Source organism: Streptosporangium sp. NPDC005286, assembly GCF_040607515.1.
GTDB lineage: Bacteria > Actinomycetota > Actinomycetes > Streptosporangiales > Streptosporangiaceae > Streptosporangium.
In genome coordinates, this window is sequence record NZ_JBEXGU010000051.1 from 1 (window position 1) to 17980 (window position 17980).

At 69.6% G+C, this 17980-nt stretch carries 13 protein-coding genes; 4 read left to right on the forward strand and 9 right to left on the reverse strand.

The genetic code is table 11. The annotated features are described in order from the left end of the window. The 8 genes from ABZU75_RS20160 to ABZU75_RS20195 all read right to left on the reverse strand — a co-directional run. A partial coding sequence (locus ABZU75_RS20160; RefSeq protein WP_355556104.1) for a hypothetical protein occupies positions 1-1411 on the reverse strand: 1411 nt, incomplete at its 3' end. Positions 1412-1416: 5 nt separating this feature from the next. Continuing rightward, on the reverse strand, positions 1417-4194 hold the full coding sequence (locus ABZU75_RS20165; protein ID WP_355556106.1) for a DUF6603 domain-containing protein: 2778 nt from the start codon (positions 4192-4194) through the stop codon (positions 1417-1419). A gap of 160 nt (positions 4195-4354) precedes the next feature. Then, complete coding sequence (locus ABZU75_RS20170; RefSeq protein ID WP_355556109.1) at positions 4355-6001, reverse strand: hemopexin repeat-containing protein; 1647 nt, start codon at positions 5999-6001, stop codon at positions 4355-4357. Between the two features lie 770 nt (positions 6002-6771). Next, a complete protein-coding gene (locus ABZU75_RS20175; protein ID WP_355556112.1) occupies positions 6772-7935 on the reverse strand; it encodes a Fic family protein in 1164 nt (387 codons plus the stop codon). A gap of 177 nt (positions 7936-8112) precedes the next feature. Beyond that, positions 8113-10482, reverse strand: coding sequence for an endopeptidase La (gene lon / locus ABZU75_RS20180; RefSeq protein ID WP_355556116.1), 2370 nt, complete (start codon positions 10480-10482; stop codon positions 8113-8115). 264 nt (positions 10483-10746) lie between these two features. After that, a complete protein-coding gene (locus ABZU75_RS20185) occupies positions 10747-11802 on the reverse strand; it encodes an ABC transporter ATP-binding protein (RefSeq protein ID WP_355556119.1) in 1056 nt (351 codons plus the stop codon). Beyond that, positions 11799-13406, reverse strand: coding sequence for an iron ABC transporter permease (locus ABZU75_RS20190; protein WP_355556122.1), 1608 nt, complete (start codon positions 13404-13406; stop codon positions 11799-11801). Before ABZU75_RS20190 ends, ABZU75_RS20185 begins: the two co-directional genes overlap by 4 nt. Positions 13407-13408: 2 nt before the next feature. Next, complete coding sequence (locus ABZU75_RS20195; RefSeq protein ID WP_355556125.1) at positions 13409-13684, reverse strand: hypothetical protein; 276 nt, start codon at positions 13682-13684, stop codon at positions 13409-13411. Between the two features lie 283 nt (positions 13685-13967). On the opposite strand from ABZU75_RS20195, the gene ABZU75_RS20200 reads away from it, so the two are divergent. After that, positions 13968-14621 carry a biliverdin-producing heme oxygenase gene (locus ABZU75_RS20200; RefSeq protein ID WP_355556127.1) on the forward strand — a complete coding sequence of 218 codons (654 nt, stop codon included), beginning with the start codon at positions 13968-13970 and terminating at the stop codon, positions 14619-14621. A 131-nt stretch (positions 14622-14752) separates the two neighbouring features. Here ABZU75_RS20200 and ABZU75_RS20205 read toward each other — a convergent pair whose 3' ends face one another. Then, complete coding sequence (locus ABZU75_RS20205) at positions 14753-15127, reverse strand: DoxX family protein (RefSeq protein WP_355556130.1); 375 nt, start codon at positions 15125-15127, stop codon at positions 14753-14755. A 91-nt stretch (positions 15128-15218) separates the two neighbouring features. Between ABZU75_RS20205 and ABZU75_RS20210 the strand changes: the two genes are divergently transcribed. The 3 genes from ABZU75_RS20210 to ABZU75_RS20220 all read left to right on the forward strand — a co-directional run bounded on the left by ABZU75_RS20210 (position 15219) and on the right by ABZU75_RS20220 (position 17968). Beyond that, entirely contained in the window at positions 15219-15866 is a 648-nt protein-coding gene (locus ABZU75_RS20210) for a helix-turn-helix domain-containing protein (RefSeq protein WP_355556132.1), read from the forward strand. A gap of 61 nt (positions 15867-15927) precedes the next feature. Next, positions 15928-16524, forward strand: a complete 597-nt coding sequence (locus ABZU75_RS20215; protein ID WP_355556135.1) for a TetR/AcrR family transcriptional regulator — start codon at positions 15928-15930, stop codon at positions 16522-16524. A 130-nt stretch (positions 16525-16654) separates the two neighbouring features. Then, positions 16655-17968 (forward strand): histidine kinase, encoded by a 1314-nt coding sequence (locus tag ABZU75_RS20220; RefSeq protein ID WP_355556138.1) that lies wholly within the window; start codon positions 16655-16657, stop codon positions 17966-17968. Positions 17969-17980 lie beyond the last annotated feature (12 nt).

The window sequence follows — 17980 nt, forward strand, 5'->3', positions numbered from 1 at the left end:
ATCGGCGGCGCGGCCGGGGCGGCAGCGGCTCGGCAGCCTGCGGGGCGGCCAGCACCTCGGCGAGCGCTTGGCCGTTGGCCGTCTCGGCCAGCTCCCGTAGCGCCCGCAGGCTCCGCCCGGTCTCCAAGGAACGCCCGGCGCGGGCCGGGTCGGCGGCGATCTTGCGCAGCACCGCGGCCCGGTTGGCGATCTCGCGGCGGGCCCGCGTCATCTGCGCCGCGTAGTCCGGATCGGCCAGAGCGAGGGTACGGCCGAGCGTCCACGCGGCGGCGTAGCTGACGTCGAACAGGCCGTGCTCTTGTTCGTAGATCAGGGCGTGGTCGGCCGTCGTGTGGCCGGGCGCGAGGCCGGGATCCGGCACCGGTGGCGCGGTGACCGGGGTGAACGGTCCCCGGTACCAGGCGTAGGTCGCCTCGCCCGACAACGTCCGGAACGGCACCGGCGTATACCCCAGCCGCAGCCGTTCCCGCGCGTAGGTCTCGGCCGGATCCGCTGTGCCCTCCGGCGCGGGGACGTTGACGCGCAAGGCGAGGTTTTCGCGGTCGGTGCGGCTGGGGGCGACCAGGTTGTCGATCAGGCCGGGGATGTCGAGGACGTTGTCGGGGGCGTGGTGGAACGACCATGACCACAGGGCGCACAGCCGTACGGCGTCGTGGCCGGTGGGCGGGTTCGGCGCGGCGTGCGGCTCATAGCCCTCCAGCGACACCAGGTGGACGGCGTAGCGGCCGGGCACGCGGGCGAACCGGTTGGCGGTGATCACCGCATAACGGCCCTCGACGATGTCCTCGCCGCGCTGGCGAAGGGTCGGGACGGTCACGTCGCGCACGTGCGCCAGGTAGTACAGCTCGTCCTGGTAGGGGACGACCGCGCGAAACACCTCGGCCGGCACGTCGATCGTCTCGCACTTGCTGCTCAGCACCTCCGGGGTGAGGGACGGGCCGCTCAGATTCGGGCCGATCACCCCGGCTTCGGCGGGGTCGATCAGCTCGGCGACGGTGTGGCGGGCGGTCTGGCCCATGGCGCTCTCGTCGCCGGGCAGCTCACCCTCGGCGAATACCAGCAGCGCCAGCCAGGGTGCGTGCTCGCGTGCCCGGGTGCCGGTCAGCTCCCGCTCCCACGGTAGGACGGCGCGAGTCAGCGTGATGTGCGGCAGCACGGTGTCGTAGCGGCCGGCGCTACCCGCCGGAGGGTAGAGGGCGTGCAGGGATCCGCTTTTGAGCACGAACCGGACCGGGCGGATCTCGAACCGCTGCGCAGACTCCGGCAGCGCCTGTTCGCCGGTGTCGATGCGCTCGCCGTTTTCCTTATACAACTCCTGCCGGGCGCGCACGGTGTAGATTCCGGCCGTGGCGTGCGGGGTGAAGTGGTCGTTGAAAGTGAGGTGCAGTTCGGGGGAGTTATCCTCGGTCATGGATTTCACCTCGCGGGGGCGGGGGCGTCAGTGACGAGCGGCGAGCTGGTCATGCTGCGGCCGACCAGTTCGGCGTAGTGGCCGAGCAGGCCGTCGGTGTCCTTACCCGGGGCCGCCCCGAGCCGGGCCAGCGCGTCGTGGACGGCGGTGCGCCGCTGCGCGGTCGCCGGCGCCGCGAGCGTCCGGGTGATCGTAGTGATGCTGGCCTCGTCCGGGCGCGGGGCCGGGCCGGCGGCCGCACCGTCGCGCAGCGGCATGTCACCGTCCTGCAGCGGCTCGTATCTGAACACGCGGGAGCTGATGGGGCCGACGCCAGCGCCCAGTTCGGGCCGCGAGACCGTGAAGCGCACGCCGCTGAGGCGGTCCGGCTCCAGGCCCGGCTCGGTCGCCGCGTCGCCCGGCTTGTCGAGCACCCGCCCCCACATCGACCGGGGCACGTCACGGTAGATCTCCTCCAGGAGCCAGTCGTTGGCGCCGGGGTCGAATTCGGTCTCGGCGCCGTTTTCGAACCGGGTGAGGGTCACGATGTGTTTGGAGGTGACGTTCGTCAGCCGCATCGGGCGGATGGTCACCGTCGGCCCGGTGGCGTAGACGTCGCCGTTGATCGAGATCTCCGAGGAGGGCATGACCGCCTCGGTCTCGAAGACGAACCCGTCGGTGGAGACCAGCAGCGGGGCTTCGCGGGCGGCCCGTGCATCCTCCTCGCCCTTGTCCACATCCGGCAGCAGGCCCTTGACGGGGGTGGTGCGTAGCGGCGACGGCAGCTGCATCTGGAACTCGCTCCACGGCACCGGCGGGGCCCCGGCCCGGCCTGCGCCGAAGTCGAAGCTGAACCCGATGAACCAGACCTTCACCGAGACCCGGCCGCCGGTCGGCGGCGTCCAGAACTGCAAGGTGATGCCGACCTCGATGGAGACCCGCACCTTGATGAAAGCGATCTTGACGGTGGCGGCGACGCCGATCGAGATGCCCAGCGCCAGGTCGAGGTAGAACGGCTTCCACTGGATCAGCGCGTCCACGTGCGCGGTGAACCAGGCGCTCAGCACGCCCTTTTCGTACCGGGCGGCGAGCGCGGCGCCGAACATGATCGCGCCCGGGGTGAGCGCGGTGTATCCGGACGCCTGCACCACGACGCGGCTGCACGGCAGCCAGCGAAACCCCAGCCGCGCCGGATTCGGATAGTAGGCCGGTTTGACCGCGTTGAACTGCGGGTGGTAGCCGCCGAGGGTGATCACGAAGTCGCCGCCGCGGCCGCCGCCCGTCCACACGCAAAACGCCAGGCCGCCGGTCAGCTCGGCCGACTGGGTGAAGACGAACGAGCCGGGGCCGACGGCGGCCTCCAGGCTGAGCTTGTGCTCCTCGGACAGGAACGCCAGCCGCAGGTCGATGTTGAGCCGGGCGTGCACCTTGCCCGATGCGTTGGCGTTCTTCGGCAGCGTGATCGAGGTGCGGCCCAGCAGCATCACGTTCAGCCGGTTGCCGAACTCGATCACCGCCAGCGCGCGGGTCTCGATGAACCTAAACGAGGTGAACGTCAGCCCGGCCGCGATCCAATACGAGCCCGCCTCCGGCCTCACCCAGCCGGTTCTGCTGGTCAGGTCGTTGAGCACCTCCAGCGGCTCTGGCGGCGGGGGCGGCGGCTCGCCGGGGACCTTCGGGGCCTCCTCCAGCCGGGCCAGCAGCGGGAAGCTGGGAAGCTGGGCCACCTCCGGCGGGCGCATCCTGCTGTTGACGCCGAACCCGGCCGCCAGCCCGGTCACGGTGAACGGCGGCGGCCCGAACAACGACGCGCCCGAGGTGAGCAGCGCCTCCGCGTACAGGAAGATCATCTGATGGCCGTCGGCGGTGCGTGACCAGGCTCCGGCCCCCATGACCGACAGCGCCGCGGTCTCCACCCGCACCAGCCCGGCCAGCCCATAGGAGATCGCATCATCGCCGAGGCCGGTGTAGCGCAGCGCCGCGTCGATCGTCAGCGGCGGCGTATCCCGGCGAATGCTGAGCCCGGCCCCGATCAGCTCGGGCCTGGCCACGAACCCCTTCGCCGACGTCGGGATCATGAAGCCCAGCCCGTCGAGCTGCAACACCTGCCCGCCGACCTTCAGCTCGGCCACCAGCAGCACTTGCAGGTAGTCCTTGGCCTTGCTCCAGCCGCGCTTGACCCCCGAGATTGTCAGCGGCCCGAAGGTCGCCGGCAGCCCGGGGAAGGAGATCTCCTCCTCCTCCTTCTTCGGCTTGTCCTTGTCGTCCTTGTCGTTGAGGACGATGGCCAGGGCGGGCATCTCGCCGCCCTGCAGCTGCCAGGTGATCGCGGCGGCGAAGTACTTCGGCCACACGTCGGCGCTCATCGCGTTCGGCACCGGGAAGCGCGCCGCCACACCGTAGCCGGCGAGCAGGCCGTTGAGCTGATTGACCTCGCCCACGTTCAGCGTCCGGTCCAGGCACAGGATCTTGAGGCTGGGGAAGACGATCGCGCCCTCGGGCACCACCTCCCCCACCAGGGCCAGGCGTGAGCCGTCGAAGCGCAGCTGCACATCCAGCAGCAGCCCGATGGCACCCGAGCCGCCGACCTTTTTCGTCTGGATGAACACCGCGTCCACCGGGCTGCCTTGGGCCGGATCGTCATACCCTGGGGAGCGTGCGGTGACCAGCCGTTCCCCGGGCGGCAGGTTCTGGTACTCGTGGACGTTGTCCAGGATCGGCACCAGCGCGGCCGGCAACTCGATCGGCTCACCGAAGAACTCGTTGATCAACTCGACGAGCGACATGCGCTCAGGCAGGGACATCAGGCTCTCCTTTTTCACGCGATCGAGGGCCGCATGCCGCCTCAGGCCGCGCAGCGAACGAGGGGAAGGGCACGTAAGGCGACCGCCGGTGATCAGGTCCGCGGCCCATGGCGGCTCCATCCGCCTGGCGATCGCCAAGGGCGGCGCCGGACCGCCCGGGTCAGAATGGGGCGAAGACCGCCCAGCGCACATACTTTGCGGCCAGAGGAATGGAAGCGATCTTCTGGCGCGCCTCGACATCGATCACGGCAAGCGAGTAACCGGCCTCCTCGGAGACCTCGGCGACGTAGGCCAGCGCGCCGCCGTGGCTGAGGGAGAGACTCGCACCGGTGCCGCGCCCGCCGTTCGCCCCGATCGGAATGCGGTCTTGCAGCTGATGCGTGGCCGGGTCGGCGACCAGGACACCCTCACCATTCGCTTTGGGCAGGCAGAGCAAGGTGCTGCCGTCCGGGGTGAGCACGAGTTCTTTGCACCCGGGCAGGACGTTCTCACGGAGGATCTCTCCGGTGCGCGTGCTGAACGCCAGCGTGCGGTCGTCGGAGGTGACGTGGGCGACCAAGCCGTCCGGGGAGAGCGCCAGGTCGTTAGGCGTTCTCCCTCCAGGCAGTGGGAAGAGCTGGCGGACCAGCTTCTGCTCCAGGTCGACCTCGGCCACCATCGGGCCGTGGCCCTCCCCCCTCCCGCTGACGTAGACGAGGCGCCCATCCCGGTGCGGCGCGATCGCAGTTGGCCCCACGAGGATGACCGGTGCCCGGTTGGAGTTCTCCGTCGTCGTGGCCCCGGCGAAAACCGTTGCCTTGAGCTCGATCCGGCTCACCTCGTTGAACGTGCCGACCTGCACCGTCTCCAAATAGCAGTTTTGGACGTAGGAGGTGAAGTGGTGGTACGCCCCGTCAGGGCTGTAGGCGTTGGGCGGGCCAGAGGTGACCCACCCGGGGAAGGTCGCCACGACCCGCTCGTTCGCCGCGTCCACGCAGATGCAGTTGTCGTTCGAGATCGGCACGTAGAGGAACCGGCCGTCCGGGGTGGGGCTGATGGTCAGATTGGTGTCGAGGGGCACGTCGAGCCTCCCGGTCACGGTGCGCGTCGCCAGGTCCACCACAGCCACCATGGCGCGAAATTCCTCCGTTATCTGCACCACGTACACGCGGCCAGGGCTGAAGGTGCGCCGCAACCCCGGCCAGCTGCCCTCGTCGACCGGGGCCGCAGCCGTCTCGACGGTCCGGGTGCTCAACGCGACCCGCACGAACTCAGAGCCCTTGAAGAAGAAGGCCTTACCCGTCACGGGGTTGAGGACGGCGGCGCTGATCCCGTTGACGAACGTGGGGGCCTTGGCGCTCAGCCCCTGCCAGGTGTCGGCCAGCGACTTGGTCTCCACTGGCATCTCCGAGCGCAGGTCGTAGCGCACGCACTGGCCGCCCTTGAAGAAGTACGCCTCTCCGGAGGTGGCCGACGGCAGCGCCGCGTCGATCCCGGTACGGAATGCGGCCGGCAGCCCCGGGTACTGGCCGTCGATCGAGCCGACCTGACCGACAGACCCGTCCACCGGGTGCAGCCGCAGGCACTGGCCTCCGCGAAACACCATCGTCCACGGGTCGTCCGCGGGCACGGCGAGCGCGGCGTCGAATCCGCCGGCGAAGGCCGCCGGGAGCGCCGGCCACCGTTTCCCCAGTAAGGGCGCGTAGTGATCGAGCATCCGCCCTTCGGCCCACCCGAAGCGAGCCGCCTGCCCGCCCTGGACCACGAACCCGACCTTGGCGCCGGAGTCTGTTACCGAGAAAAACGCGTCCACCAATTCCGCAGGCACAAAAATCCTTTCGCTGAAAAGAATCGAAAGAGCGGGAATCCCCTTGTCGACTATGAAAGACGTCGTGATTACTGTCAACACCGGGAATGAAGGTGGGGAGCTAGATCAGCAAATGTCATTTATAGTGGCAAAATAGCTGCATGTCTGATATGTCGAAGTGGTGAGGTATCCGAAAAGCGCGAATTGACCGCCGAAAACCAAGCCTGACACCAGGCGATACGTCCTGAGAAGGCTGGAAGTCAGGCCGCGGGTTGCAGGGCATCGCCTCGACTCTGATCGCCAAGCACCGCCGTAGCGAACTGCGCAGATTGAAAACCCCGGCGCCCGCATGAGCGCTACCTGTGGGACAACGAGCCGCTGAAGCCCTCCAGCCGACGGCGCTCGGCGGCCCCCGACGAGTGTCCAAAGAAAGCAAAAGGACGAGACAGCGAGTCACGCCCCCCCTGTTCTAGGAGGTCAGAGAGATACATTGTCCTGCGTGTGGCGCGCCGACCGGGAAACGAGGTAGAACTGGGAGAGGAATGTCGGTGGCCCGATCCATACTCACCGGCCTCGGATGATCCGGTTGGTGTCATAAATGTTTTACGGATGAGCGTAGGTGTCCATAACCCGCAGACACACCTTCTCGACACCAATGATTTCTGGATCGAAGACCCGCTGAGTGAGCACCCGATGTACATCTCGTCACCGCCCGGCTCAACACACACGCCCGCCCTTGGATCCGGGGCCGCCCAGTTCCCGAGCCTCACCGCCGACGTCGTTTTACCTGCCTACTTCAAGACATCGAAGCGCTGGTCATGCCGGTACGGATCCCGCAGCGGGACGACCCTCCGCTCGAAGTCGTCCTTGATCGCCCGCATTCTCGCCCCCGGCGCGTAGAAGCGGCCCTTGGTCTCCCCGTACGGGGCAAGCCAGCCCTTGGCCGCCAGGTCGCGCAGGTCCCTGGCCGCCTGCCCCTGGCTGAGTGACTCGTCCAGCTGGTACCTGCTCCGGCGCAGCCGCCGGTTGACGAACACCTCGTAGAGCGCCGAGACGGTTCGGGTGTTGAGCCCGTCGGCGTCGATCTGCTCCTCCAGGAGCATCCACACCTCCCCCGCCTCGGAAAGCCTGCGCCGGACCTGCTGGGCCTGGAGGTGGTGGGCGCGCAGGCAGAAGCGCACCCAGTGCAGCGTGTCCCCATGCGGGTTCCAACGGCCGCCTTGTATCGCCGCCAAGCCGTCGTAGTAGTCGTAGGTGTTTCTGGCCTGTCCGAGCCACTCCTCGATGGAGGAGAACTCCGGGGTGGTGATCCGCTCCCTGCCGAGCACCAGCGTCTGGATCGCCCGCGACATGCGGCCGTTCCCGTCCCGCCAGGGGTGGATGCTCACCAGGTTGAAGTGGGCCATCGCCGCCCGCACGTAGCTCGGCGCCTTCAGGTCGCCCTCGTTGAGCCAGGCGACCAGCTCGGCCAGCAGCTCCGGCACCCGCTCGGCGTCCGGGCCCTCGTAGACGACCTCTCCGGTGGTGGAGTTGCGGACGTAGGTGCCACCGGGCCGCACCGTGCCCGGGGTCTTGCCATGGTGATGACCGATCATCATGAAATTGAGCGCGTGGAGCAGGCCCGCGTCGAACGCGAACACCGGGGCGCGGGAGAGCATCTGGATGTAGGTGAGCGCCTGCTGGTAGCCGGAGATCTCCCTGGCGACCGCCCTGGAGGTCTCCAGGGGCTCCTCACCGGCCATGATCGACTCGATGTCCTCGACGCTGGCCCGGTAGCCCTCGATCGAGTTGGAACCCTGGATGGCCCGCGCCTGGAGCTGGCGCCTGAGCTGGCCGTCCCAGCGGTGGGTCTCCGCGAGGCGGTATTTCAGGTCGCGGCGCATCTCCTCGATCTCGCCGAGAACCGCTTCGTCGATGGCCTCCAGAGAAGGCGTTCCGTACAGCATGGATTCCATGTCACCATGACCGAATCATTCGGTCAATTAACTTTATGATTCGTCCATTTATATCCGACGGGCCCGTTCCGTCCCGTGACACGCGGATTGCCGGAGCTTGGCCGATCCGGCATCCACCGGGCAGCCGGACGGCCCACCCCCTCTGGTGAGAGGGCGGGCCGTCGTGAGGATCGCCGCTCAGGCGGCGGCGTGTTCGGCCACCTTGGCCGGGGTGAGCGCGATGTCCAGGACCTCGCGCACGTCGCTCACCGCGTGGACGGTGAGCTCGTCGCGGACGGCCTGCGGGACGTCGTCCAGGTCGGGCTCGTTGCGCGCCGGGATCAGCACCGTCGTGATGCCCGCCCGGTGGGCGGCCAGCAGCTTCTGCTTGACCCCGCCGATCGGGAGCACCCGGCCGGTGAGGGAGACCTCGCCGGTCATGGCCACGTCGGCGCGGACCTGACGACCCGACAGCAGCGAGGCCAGAGCCGTGATCAGGGTGACGCCCGCGGACGGGCCGTCCTTGGGAACGGCCCCGGCCGGGAAGTGGACGTGCACCGAGCGGTCCTTGAGGGAACCGACGGGCAGCTCCAGCTCCGCACCCCGCGAGCGCAGGTAGGAGAGCGCGATCCTGGCCGACTCCTTCATCACGTCGCCGAGCTGGCCGGTCAGGGTCAGGCCGGTGTCGCCGGTCTCGGGGTCGGCCAGGGACGCCTCCACGTAGAGCACGTCACCGCCCGCCCCGGTGACCGCCAGGCCGGTCGCCACACCGGGCACCGCCGTGCGCTGGCTGGACTCGGGAAGCGAGGACTCCGGCACGTTGCGCGGGCGGCCCAGATAGGGGACCAGATCCCCCACCACCACGGGCAGCTCGCCCTCGCCGAGCGCGACGTTGGCCGTCACCTTGCGCAGGATCCTGGCGATCGAGCGCTCCAGGGACCGGACCCCGGCCTCCCTGGTGTACTCACTCGCGAGCCTGCGCAGCGCGTCCTCGTCGACCGTGACGTCCTCGGCGGTGAGGCCGGCCTTGTCGAGCTGACGCGGGAGCAGGTGGTCCCGGGCGATGGCGACCTTCTCGTCCTCGGTGTAGCCGTCGAGCGTCACGATCTCCATGCGGTCCAGCAGCGGGCCGGGGATGGCCTCGAGCACGTTGGCGGTCGCCAGGAAGAGCACGTCGCTGAGGTCGAGCTCCACCTCCAGGTAGTGGTCGCGGAAGGTGTGGTTCTGCGCGGGGTCGAGCACCTCGAGCAGCGCCGCCGTCGGGTCGCCCCGGTAGTCGGAGCCGACCTTGTCGACCTCGTCGAGCAGCACGACCGGGTTCATCGAGCCGGCCTCGCGGATGGCCCTGACGATCCGGCCCGACTGGGCACCGACGTAGGTGCGCCGGTGACCGCGGATCTCGGCCTCGTCCCGGACACCGCCGAGGGCGACGCGGACGAACTTGCGGCCCATCGCGCGGGCGACGGACTCGCCGAGGGAGGTCTTACCGACCCCGGGAGGGCCGGCCAGCGCGAGCACGGCGCCGCTGCGGCGGCCGCCGACCACGCCGAGCCCCTTCTCCGCCCTGCGCCCGCGGACCGCGAGGTATTCGATGATGCGGTCCTTGACGTCGTCGAGACCGGTGTGGTCGGCGTCGAGGACGGCGCGGGCCGCGGCGATGTCGTACGAGTCCTCGGTCCGCTCGTTCCACGGGATGTCGAGGACGGTGTCGAGCCAGGTACGGATCCAGCCGGTCTCGGGAGACTGGTCGGAGGTCCGCTCCAGCTTGTCGACCTCCTTGAGCGCGGCCTGGCGCACCTTCTCGGGCAGGTCGGCGGCCTCGACGCGGGACCGGTAGTCCTCCTCCTCGGAGGCGGAGGTGTCGCCGTTCAGCTCGGCGAGCTCCTTGCGGACCGCCGCGAGCTGCTGGCGGAGCAGGAACTCGCGCTGCTGCTTCTCCATGCCCTCCTGGACGTCCTTGCGGATCGTCTCGGCCACGTCGATCTCGGCCAGGTGCTCGCGCGACCACTCGACCAGCTTCTCCAACCGGTCCGCCGGGTCGGCGGTCTCCAGGATCTCCGCCTTGCGCGAGGTGCTCAGCCAGGGGGCGTAGCCGGAGTTGTCGGCCAGGACCGAGGGATCGTCCATCTGGTTGACCGCGTCGACGACCTGCCAGGCGCCCCGCTTCTGCAGGATCGTGGTGGCCAGCGCCTTGTACGCCTTCGCCAGCTCGTGGGCGCGCTCGTCCGCCGCGACCACGGGAATGCGGGTGGCCTGCACCCACAGGGCCGCGCCCGGACCGGTCGTGCCGGTGCCCACTCGGACCCGGTCGACGCCGCGCAGCACGGCGGCGGGCTCGCCGCCGGGCAGCCTGCCCACCTGCTCGACGATCGCCCGCACGCCCACCGAGCCGTATCTTCCGTCGATCCGGGGAACGAGCAGGACTTCGGGCTTGTTGTCAGCGAGAGCCTGTGCCGCGTCGATCGCGGCCCGGACCTCGGTCTCCGACAGGTCAAGCGGGACCACCATGCCCGGCAGCACGACCTCGTCGTCGAGCGGCAGGACCGGGAGGATCAAGCTCTCACTCATGTGAACTCCAAGGGTTGAGTTGTACTCACTCAATTAATGGGAGCCCGAGAATGTTCCCGAGGTTGAGCGTGTTCGCTGTGAGCGATCGTAATTGTGTAATTGGAACCATCGGCCGCCCTCTCCACGGTGGGACTCGTCAAGCCCCCCGCGTGCGACATCAAGATGCTCTGGCCCCGGCGTATCACCCAGGTGATACGCCGGGGCCAGAGCCCGGTCTCACGCGCCGCGTGCCCGCTCACGGACAACCGGCGTGAGCGCTCTCCCCTAGATCTCGCGCCAGGCCTGGCAGACGCCCTCCACGAGCACCCCGACAGCGGATCCCGCCGTCACCGGGGCCGTGTGGCCGGGTACTCGCGCGATGATCTGGGTGTCGTCGGCGAGCCGGAGCGTGACGATCGCGTCATGGCCGTGAAAGTCGTAACCGGTCACGGTCGCGGTCACCGCCGGGCCGGTCGACGCCGTGGTGAGGCGGATCTGTTCGGGGCGCACCATGGCGGTGAGGCTCCCGGCCCCCGCCGGTATCCCGCCCACCGGGATGTGACCGAGTGCCGTGGACAGCACGGTGCCACCCGCGCCTGGGCCGATATCGGTTCCGGCGGGCAGGAACACCGCGTCACCCACGAACGCCGCCACCCATGGGTCCACCGGTTCCCGGTAGACATCGACCGCCGGTCCGCTCTGGATGACCAGGCCGTCGCGCATCACCGCGACCTGATCGGCGCTGGAGAGGGCCTCGCCCTGGTCGTGGGTGACGAGGATGGCGGTCGCCCCGTCGGCCCGTAGCGCGGCGCGCACATCGCGCCGCAGGTCGGCGCGGAGTCCGGCGTCCAGCGCGCTGAACGGCTCGTCGAGCAGGATGAGGGAGGGACGCGGTGCCAGCGCCCTGGCGACCGCCACGCGCTGCTGCTGCCCGCCGGACAGGTGATGCGGCATCCGCTCGCCCTGTCCGGACAGGCCCACCAGGGTGAGCACTTCCTCGACGCGGCCCGAACGCCGTTCCTCCCGGTTCAGGCCGTACCCGACGTTGTCGCCCACCGACAGGTGCGGGAAGAGCGCGCCCTCCTGCGGGACGGTGACGACATGGCGGCGTTCCGGGGAGGTGTGCGTCCCCGGACCCGCGACGATCCGCCCGTCAATGGCGATCTCACCGGCATCGAGCCGTTCGAAACCCGCCACACAGCGCAGCAGGGTCGTCTTGCCGCACCCCGAAGGGCCGAGTACGGCGGTCAGGGTGCCGCTCGGCACGGTGAGGTCGACTCCGGCGAGCGCGGTCATCGCGCCGTACCTCTTGGCGATGCCACTCAGTTCCAGCCGGCTCATCTGGTGGACTCCCTGGTGAGGATGCCGGTGCGCGAGGTGAGCAGCCACGCGGGCACCGATGACAGCAGCACGAGCAACGCCGCGTAGGGGGCGGCGGCGGCGTAGGCCGCCACGGTGGTGTGCGTCCACAGTTCGGTGGCGAGGGTGTCGACACCCGTCGGGCGCAACAGGAGCGTAGCGGGCAGTTCCTTCATGCAGGCCAGGAAGGCCAGCGCGGCGCCGGCGCCGATCCCGGGCAGGGTGAGGGGCAGGGTCACCGTGCGCAGCACGGCCGGCGGTCTTCGGCCCAGTGATCGGGCGACGTCTTCCAGGACGGGCGGTGCCTGGGCCGCCGCCGCGGTGACCGCGGCCACCGCCAGCGGAAGGAACAGGGCGGCGTAGCCGAGCGCGAGCAGCCAGGTCGTCTGGTAGATCGGATAGGCGAGGCTGATTCCGAAGGAGACCAGGGAGAGGCCGATGACCAGACCCGGCAGGGCGTGGCTGAGGTAGCCGAGACGATCGAGCAGTGTGGTCAGCGGGCTTGGCGCCTTGGCGGTGAGCACGCCCAGCGGCAGCGCGAGCAGCACGGTGAGCACGGTGCCCGCGAAGGAGAGCCAGAGCGAGTTGCCCGCGGCGGCGGCCACCTCGGACCAGGCCCCCGGCCGCGAGACACCCTCGATCATCCGGTGGCCGAGGCTCACCACGGTGACACCGAGGGAGAGCCCGGCGAGAGCGAGCAGCACGAAGGTGGCGGGCCACCGCGTCCGGGCGAGGCGGAACCGGGCCGGGGCCCGGCGGGCGGCGCCCAGATGAGCGTACCGGGCACCGCGATGGCGGCTCGCCGTCTCACCCGCGAGTATGAGCATCGTCAGGAGGACCAGCACGCTTGACAACACCAGCGCCCCGGTCCGGTCGAAGCCCAGATCGAAGGCGACGAAGATGGCCCGGGTGAAGGTGTCGGCCCGTACGATCGACACCGCGCCGAAATCCGACAGAACGTACAGTGCCACCAAAAGCGCGCCGCCCGCGACCGCGGGACGGACCTGCCGCAGTGTCACGCCGGTGAAGGTGCGCCAGGCGTTTCTGCCCAGCGACCGAGACACCTCCTCCTGGGCCGGGTCGGCGCCCTTGAGCGCCGCGGCGACGGGCAGGAAGACGTAGGGATAGGAGCAAAGCGTCAGCACCAGCGCCGCCGCCCAGAAGCCCTCGAACCCGTCCACGGTCGATCTCCATGCGAATGCCGCGATATAGGTCGGCACCGCGAGCGGCAGAGCCGCCAGAACCGCGAACGCGCGCCTGGCGGGCAGATCTGTCCGTACGACCAGGAACGCCGAGCCGACCCCCAGCACGAGGCAACCGGCGCTCACCACCACCGCCAGGCCGAGGGTACGGAGCGCGAGTAGCGCGACTCGCGGGGTGAACACCTCCTCGGCGATACGCTCCCAGCCCGCTTCGGCCGTCCGCACGCCGAGATAGAGCACCGGGATGAGGGCCACCGCGACGGCCAGTACCGACAGGGCGAGCAGTAGCGGCCTGCGAGGACGTCCGGCCACCGGCAGGACACGCCCGAACGACCATGAGGTGGGTCCGTCGTGGCGGACCCGCTTGGCGAGATTCGGTCGCATGGTCAGAAGACGAGTCCTGATTCCCTGATCAACGCGATCGTGGCCCCAGGCCGACCGAGATCGTTGACCTCCACCGCGGGAACCTGGAGCGCGCCGGCCTCCCGGGCGAAGAACGCGTCCGCCGGGGACCGACCCCCCTCTTCGAGGAGCCGGTCGGCCAGGGCGGCGGTACCGCCGCCTGCGGAACCGCTCCCGGAATCGTTTCCGCAGGCGACGGGCCCGAACAGCAGGGCACCCGCTGCCGGTGCGAGCACGGCTTTGGGGGGTTCAGCGGGCATGGCGGTGTTTTCCTTCTGTCGATCGAGAGGAGTCCGATCACGGCTTCGACAACGCTGTAAAAGTTAGCCGAGCCTAACCTAAGGGTAGATTGGCGGCGAAGGCACCCCCCTCGGAAGCCACGGCACCACCCGCTCGCCCCGAGAACCCCGTCCCCGCACGTCCCACCCGAAACTCGACGCGGAGGGTGGCCGGTTTAATGACGAGGTGTCGTCATCAGCTTGACGGGAGGGTGCGATTTTTGTGACACTGCGTCATGAAAAGTTTCCTCGCCGCGGAGTGATCATGAGTGAGCCGCCGTTCTCCGAAGTCCTCAGGAACGCCACCTGGGGCGACCACGAATCCGCCGAGGACGAGAGCTACCTCAAGGCCCTGATGGCGGGCAGCCTCACCCCCGAGGCGTACGGCGAGATGGTCGCCCAGCACTACTTCGCCTACGTGGCCCTGGACGGCGCCGCACGGTCGCTCACCGAGGACCCCGTCGCGGCACCGTTCGTCCTTCCCGAGCTCTACCGGGAGGAGGCCCTGGTCCGCGACCTGGAGACGATCTACGGGTCCGGCTGGCGGTCCAGGATCGAGCCCTCCAAGCCGACCCTGACCCTGGTCGCCCGCATCAACCAGGTCGCCACCTGGCCGGCCGGCTACATCGCCCACCACTACACCCGCTACATGGGCGACCTGTCCGGCGGGCAGTTCATCCGGATGGAGCTGCAGAAGATCTACGGCTACCAGCCGGGCGGCGGCATCGACTTCTACCTGTTCGACGGGATCGGCAGCCTGCCCCGTTTCAAGAACGAGTACCGGGCCCGGCTGGACGCACTACCCCTGGACGAGGCCGAGAAGCAGCGGCTGATCCGCGAGACCAAGCTCGCCTACCTGCTCAACACCGAGGTCCTGGGCGAGCTCGGCCGGGTGGCCCGGTCCGAGGTCGCCGCCTGAACCCGGTCGTCCCACAGCACGAGAGAACGCTCCGGCACGGATTCTCCGTACCGGAGCGTTCACCTGTCCGGCGCCCTCCAGGCTTCGGAAATCGCACGGTCCCGGCAAAGGCCTCAAAAGACATACGGTGCTCAGAAGGCGTACGGCCCGAAACGGCCCCAGGCCACGAAGGCGGCCAGCGCGAGGAGTACCAGGTTCATCACGAGTGCCGAATACTCCTTGCGCCGGACGTGCACGATGATGGCGCCGATCATCGTGATCACCAGGCCGGCGGCGGCGAGCGGGGTCAGCACAGGCAGGATGCCGGTGAGAGCGGGCAGGATCAGCCCGATCCCGGCCAGCACCTCAAGGATGCCGATGGCCTTGACCTGTCCGCCGGAGAAATCCTCCACCCATCCCCCCAAGTTGGCGATCAGGTTCTCGCGCGGCTGGGTGGACTTGGTGAGACCCGCGATGAGGAACATCGCGGCGAGCAGGCTCTGCCCGATCCAGAGGACAACGTTCATCAGGCACTCCGAAAAATAAGTGAAGGCACACCTTCGTTTGTCGCCACCGTAGCATAACCGCAGGGAAGCCTTCACTTTGTAGAATCGGCTCATGGAAGCGTGCAAACGGCGGAGGTTGCGCAGGGACGCCGAGATCAACCGGGAACGGATCATGACGGCGGCGCGCGTCGCGTTCCGCGAGCGCGGGCTCGACGTGCCCCTGGAGGAGATCGCCCGCCGGGCCGAGGTGAACATCGCCACGCTCTACCGGCGCTTCCCCGACCGCGAGGCGCTCATCGAGGCGATCCTGGCCGACCACATGGCCGATTTCGTCGAGGCCGCCGAGGCGGCGGAGCTCGCCGACGACCCCTGGGAGGCGTTCGCCGGGCTGGTCGAACACGTCTGCGGGATGCAGGCCGCCGACCAGGGGGTGACCGAGGCCCTCACCACCTGTTTCCCCACCGCGGCGCTGGAGGCGCCGAGAGCACGGGCGATGGCGGCGGTCGACCGGGTGATCGAGCGGGCCCGCCGCGCGGGGACGCTGCGCGCCGACTTCACCGGTCAGGACCTTATACTGATCATGATGGCCAACGCCGGGGTGCTCGGCTCCACCCGCTGCACCGCCCCTCAGGCGTGGCGGCGACTGATCGGCCTGATCCTCGACGCCTGCCGCGCCGACCGCGTCGGCCCTCCGCTCCCCCCGGCCCCCAGCACCAAGGACCTGCAGGCCGCCATGAGTTCGGCCCGCCCCCAGCGCTGACCTCGCGGCCGGACCCCAAACGACCTGACAGTCGGCGACGGCACTGTGCGACCATGGGGCCATGCCCCGGATTTCGGCCGCGACCATCGGCGAGCACCGCGCCCAGACACAGGACCGCATCCTGCGGGCGGTCTCGCGTCTCTCCCGGGAGCAGGGCATCGACGCCATCTCCATGACCGAGGTGGCGAGCGAGGCCGAGATCACCCGCACCGTGCTGTACAACTACTTCCCCGACAAGGCCGCGCTGCTGCTGGCCTTCACCGAGCGGGTGACGCACTACTTCATCGACAGCTACGAGCGGGAGCTGCCCGAGCGGGCCTTGCCCGCCGAGCGGCTGCGGGTCTTCGTCAGGCTCCAGCTCGACGGGCTGCTCGCCCATCCCCATCCCGGCCCCGCCGACCTGTCCGCGGCGCTGGGCCCCGACGCCTACCAGCGCCTGGCCGACCATGTCGAGCCGATGCAGCGCATCCTGACCGGCATCATCGACAGCGGCGTGGCCTCGGGCGACTTCCACGCCCCCGACGTGGAAGTCGCCGCCCGCTTCATCCTCGCCGTCATCGGCGCCGAGCGGGTCCCGCTGCTCAGCGGCGCGGTGACGCCCGAGGAGGCCGCGGAGATGGTCTCCGGCTTCGTGCTGCGCGGCCTGAGCCCGGCCTGAGCCCACCGGATGGTGCGGGTTCCGTCACGGTGGACGTCCCGGCCGTGCCCCGCGGCCCACCAGGGGGTGACACTGAAGATCACCCCCTGGTGGGACACGGACCACGGCCGCGCCGCCTAGGCTGATCCGGGTGATCCCCAGCTCCGCGCGGCAGGCCCTCGCACGGCACGCGCGGCCGGTACGGGAGGCCGCCGCGCGACTGGCCCACCCCCTCGTCGAGGCGCTGGTGACCGGGGCGGCCGATCCTGCCGGCCGCCCCCGGTCACGCCGCCTCCGCCCCCGCATGCCAAGGGCGCTGGGGCTGCTGCCGTTCCGGACGATCGACCTGGTCCTGCTGGCCGACCTGGCGCTGACCTTCATACTGTTCAAAGCCTGCCTCTCCATGCTCCAGGAGACGGCGGCCCGGGTGAACTCCCCGCTCGATCCGGACTGGCTCACGCTCACGGCCCTGGCCTTCTCCCTGCCGCTCGCGCTCCGTAGCCGGTGGCCACTGGCCGCCTGGCGGGCAGCGGTCGTGCTGGTCCCCCTGGGTACGGTCGTCTCACGGCAGTTGATCGACCCCCCGTACAACGTGGACACCGCGATCATGTACGCGCTCGTGGTCTACGCGGTCGCGGTCCGCTCCGAGCGGCACATCACCGTGGGCGTGTGGATCGTCTCGGTCCTCGTCACCTGGATGATCTACCCCGGTTCGCTGACCGTCGTCACCGGCATCGTCACGGCGACCGTCCTGTTCGGCCACAACGTGCGCGCCCGGCGGCTGGCCATCGGCCTGCTGGCCCAGGAGGAACGGCGCAGCCGGCAGGCACTGGCCGGACAGGCGGTGCTGGAGGAGCGGGCCAGGATCGCCAGGGAACTGCACGACGTCGTCGCCCACCACATGTCGGTGATCGCCATCCAGGCGGAGGCCGTTCCGCTGCGAGCGGCCGGAGACACGGAGCGCCTGGAGGAAGGGCTGAGAGAGATCCGCGCGCTGTCGCTCGCGGCCATGACCGAGATGCGCCGCGTACTGGGCGTGCTGAGGGAGGACGACGGGCACGCGGACATCGCGCCGCAGCCGGGCCTCGGCCGCCTGGAGGAACTCGTCGACACCGCGCGCTCCGCAGGGCTCACCGTGACACTCAAGGTGGGCGGCGACCTGACGGGGCTGCCCACGGCGGTGAGCCTGTCCGCCTACCGGATCGCCCAGGAGTCGCTCAGCAACGCCATGCGGCACGCACCCGGTTCGGCCGTCTCGATGAGGATCGCCCGGTACGGCGCCGAGCTGCACGTCCAGGTGACGAACAACGCCGGGCACCGTTCCCCCGGGGAACCCCAGCGCATGGGGCACGGCCTGATCGGAATGCGGGAACGGGTGTCCGTGCTCGGCGGAAGCCTGTGGGCCGGGCCGGTCGGGACGGGCTTCGCGGTCACCGCCATACTGCCGATCACGGAGAACGTTTGACCTCCTGCCCCG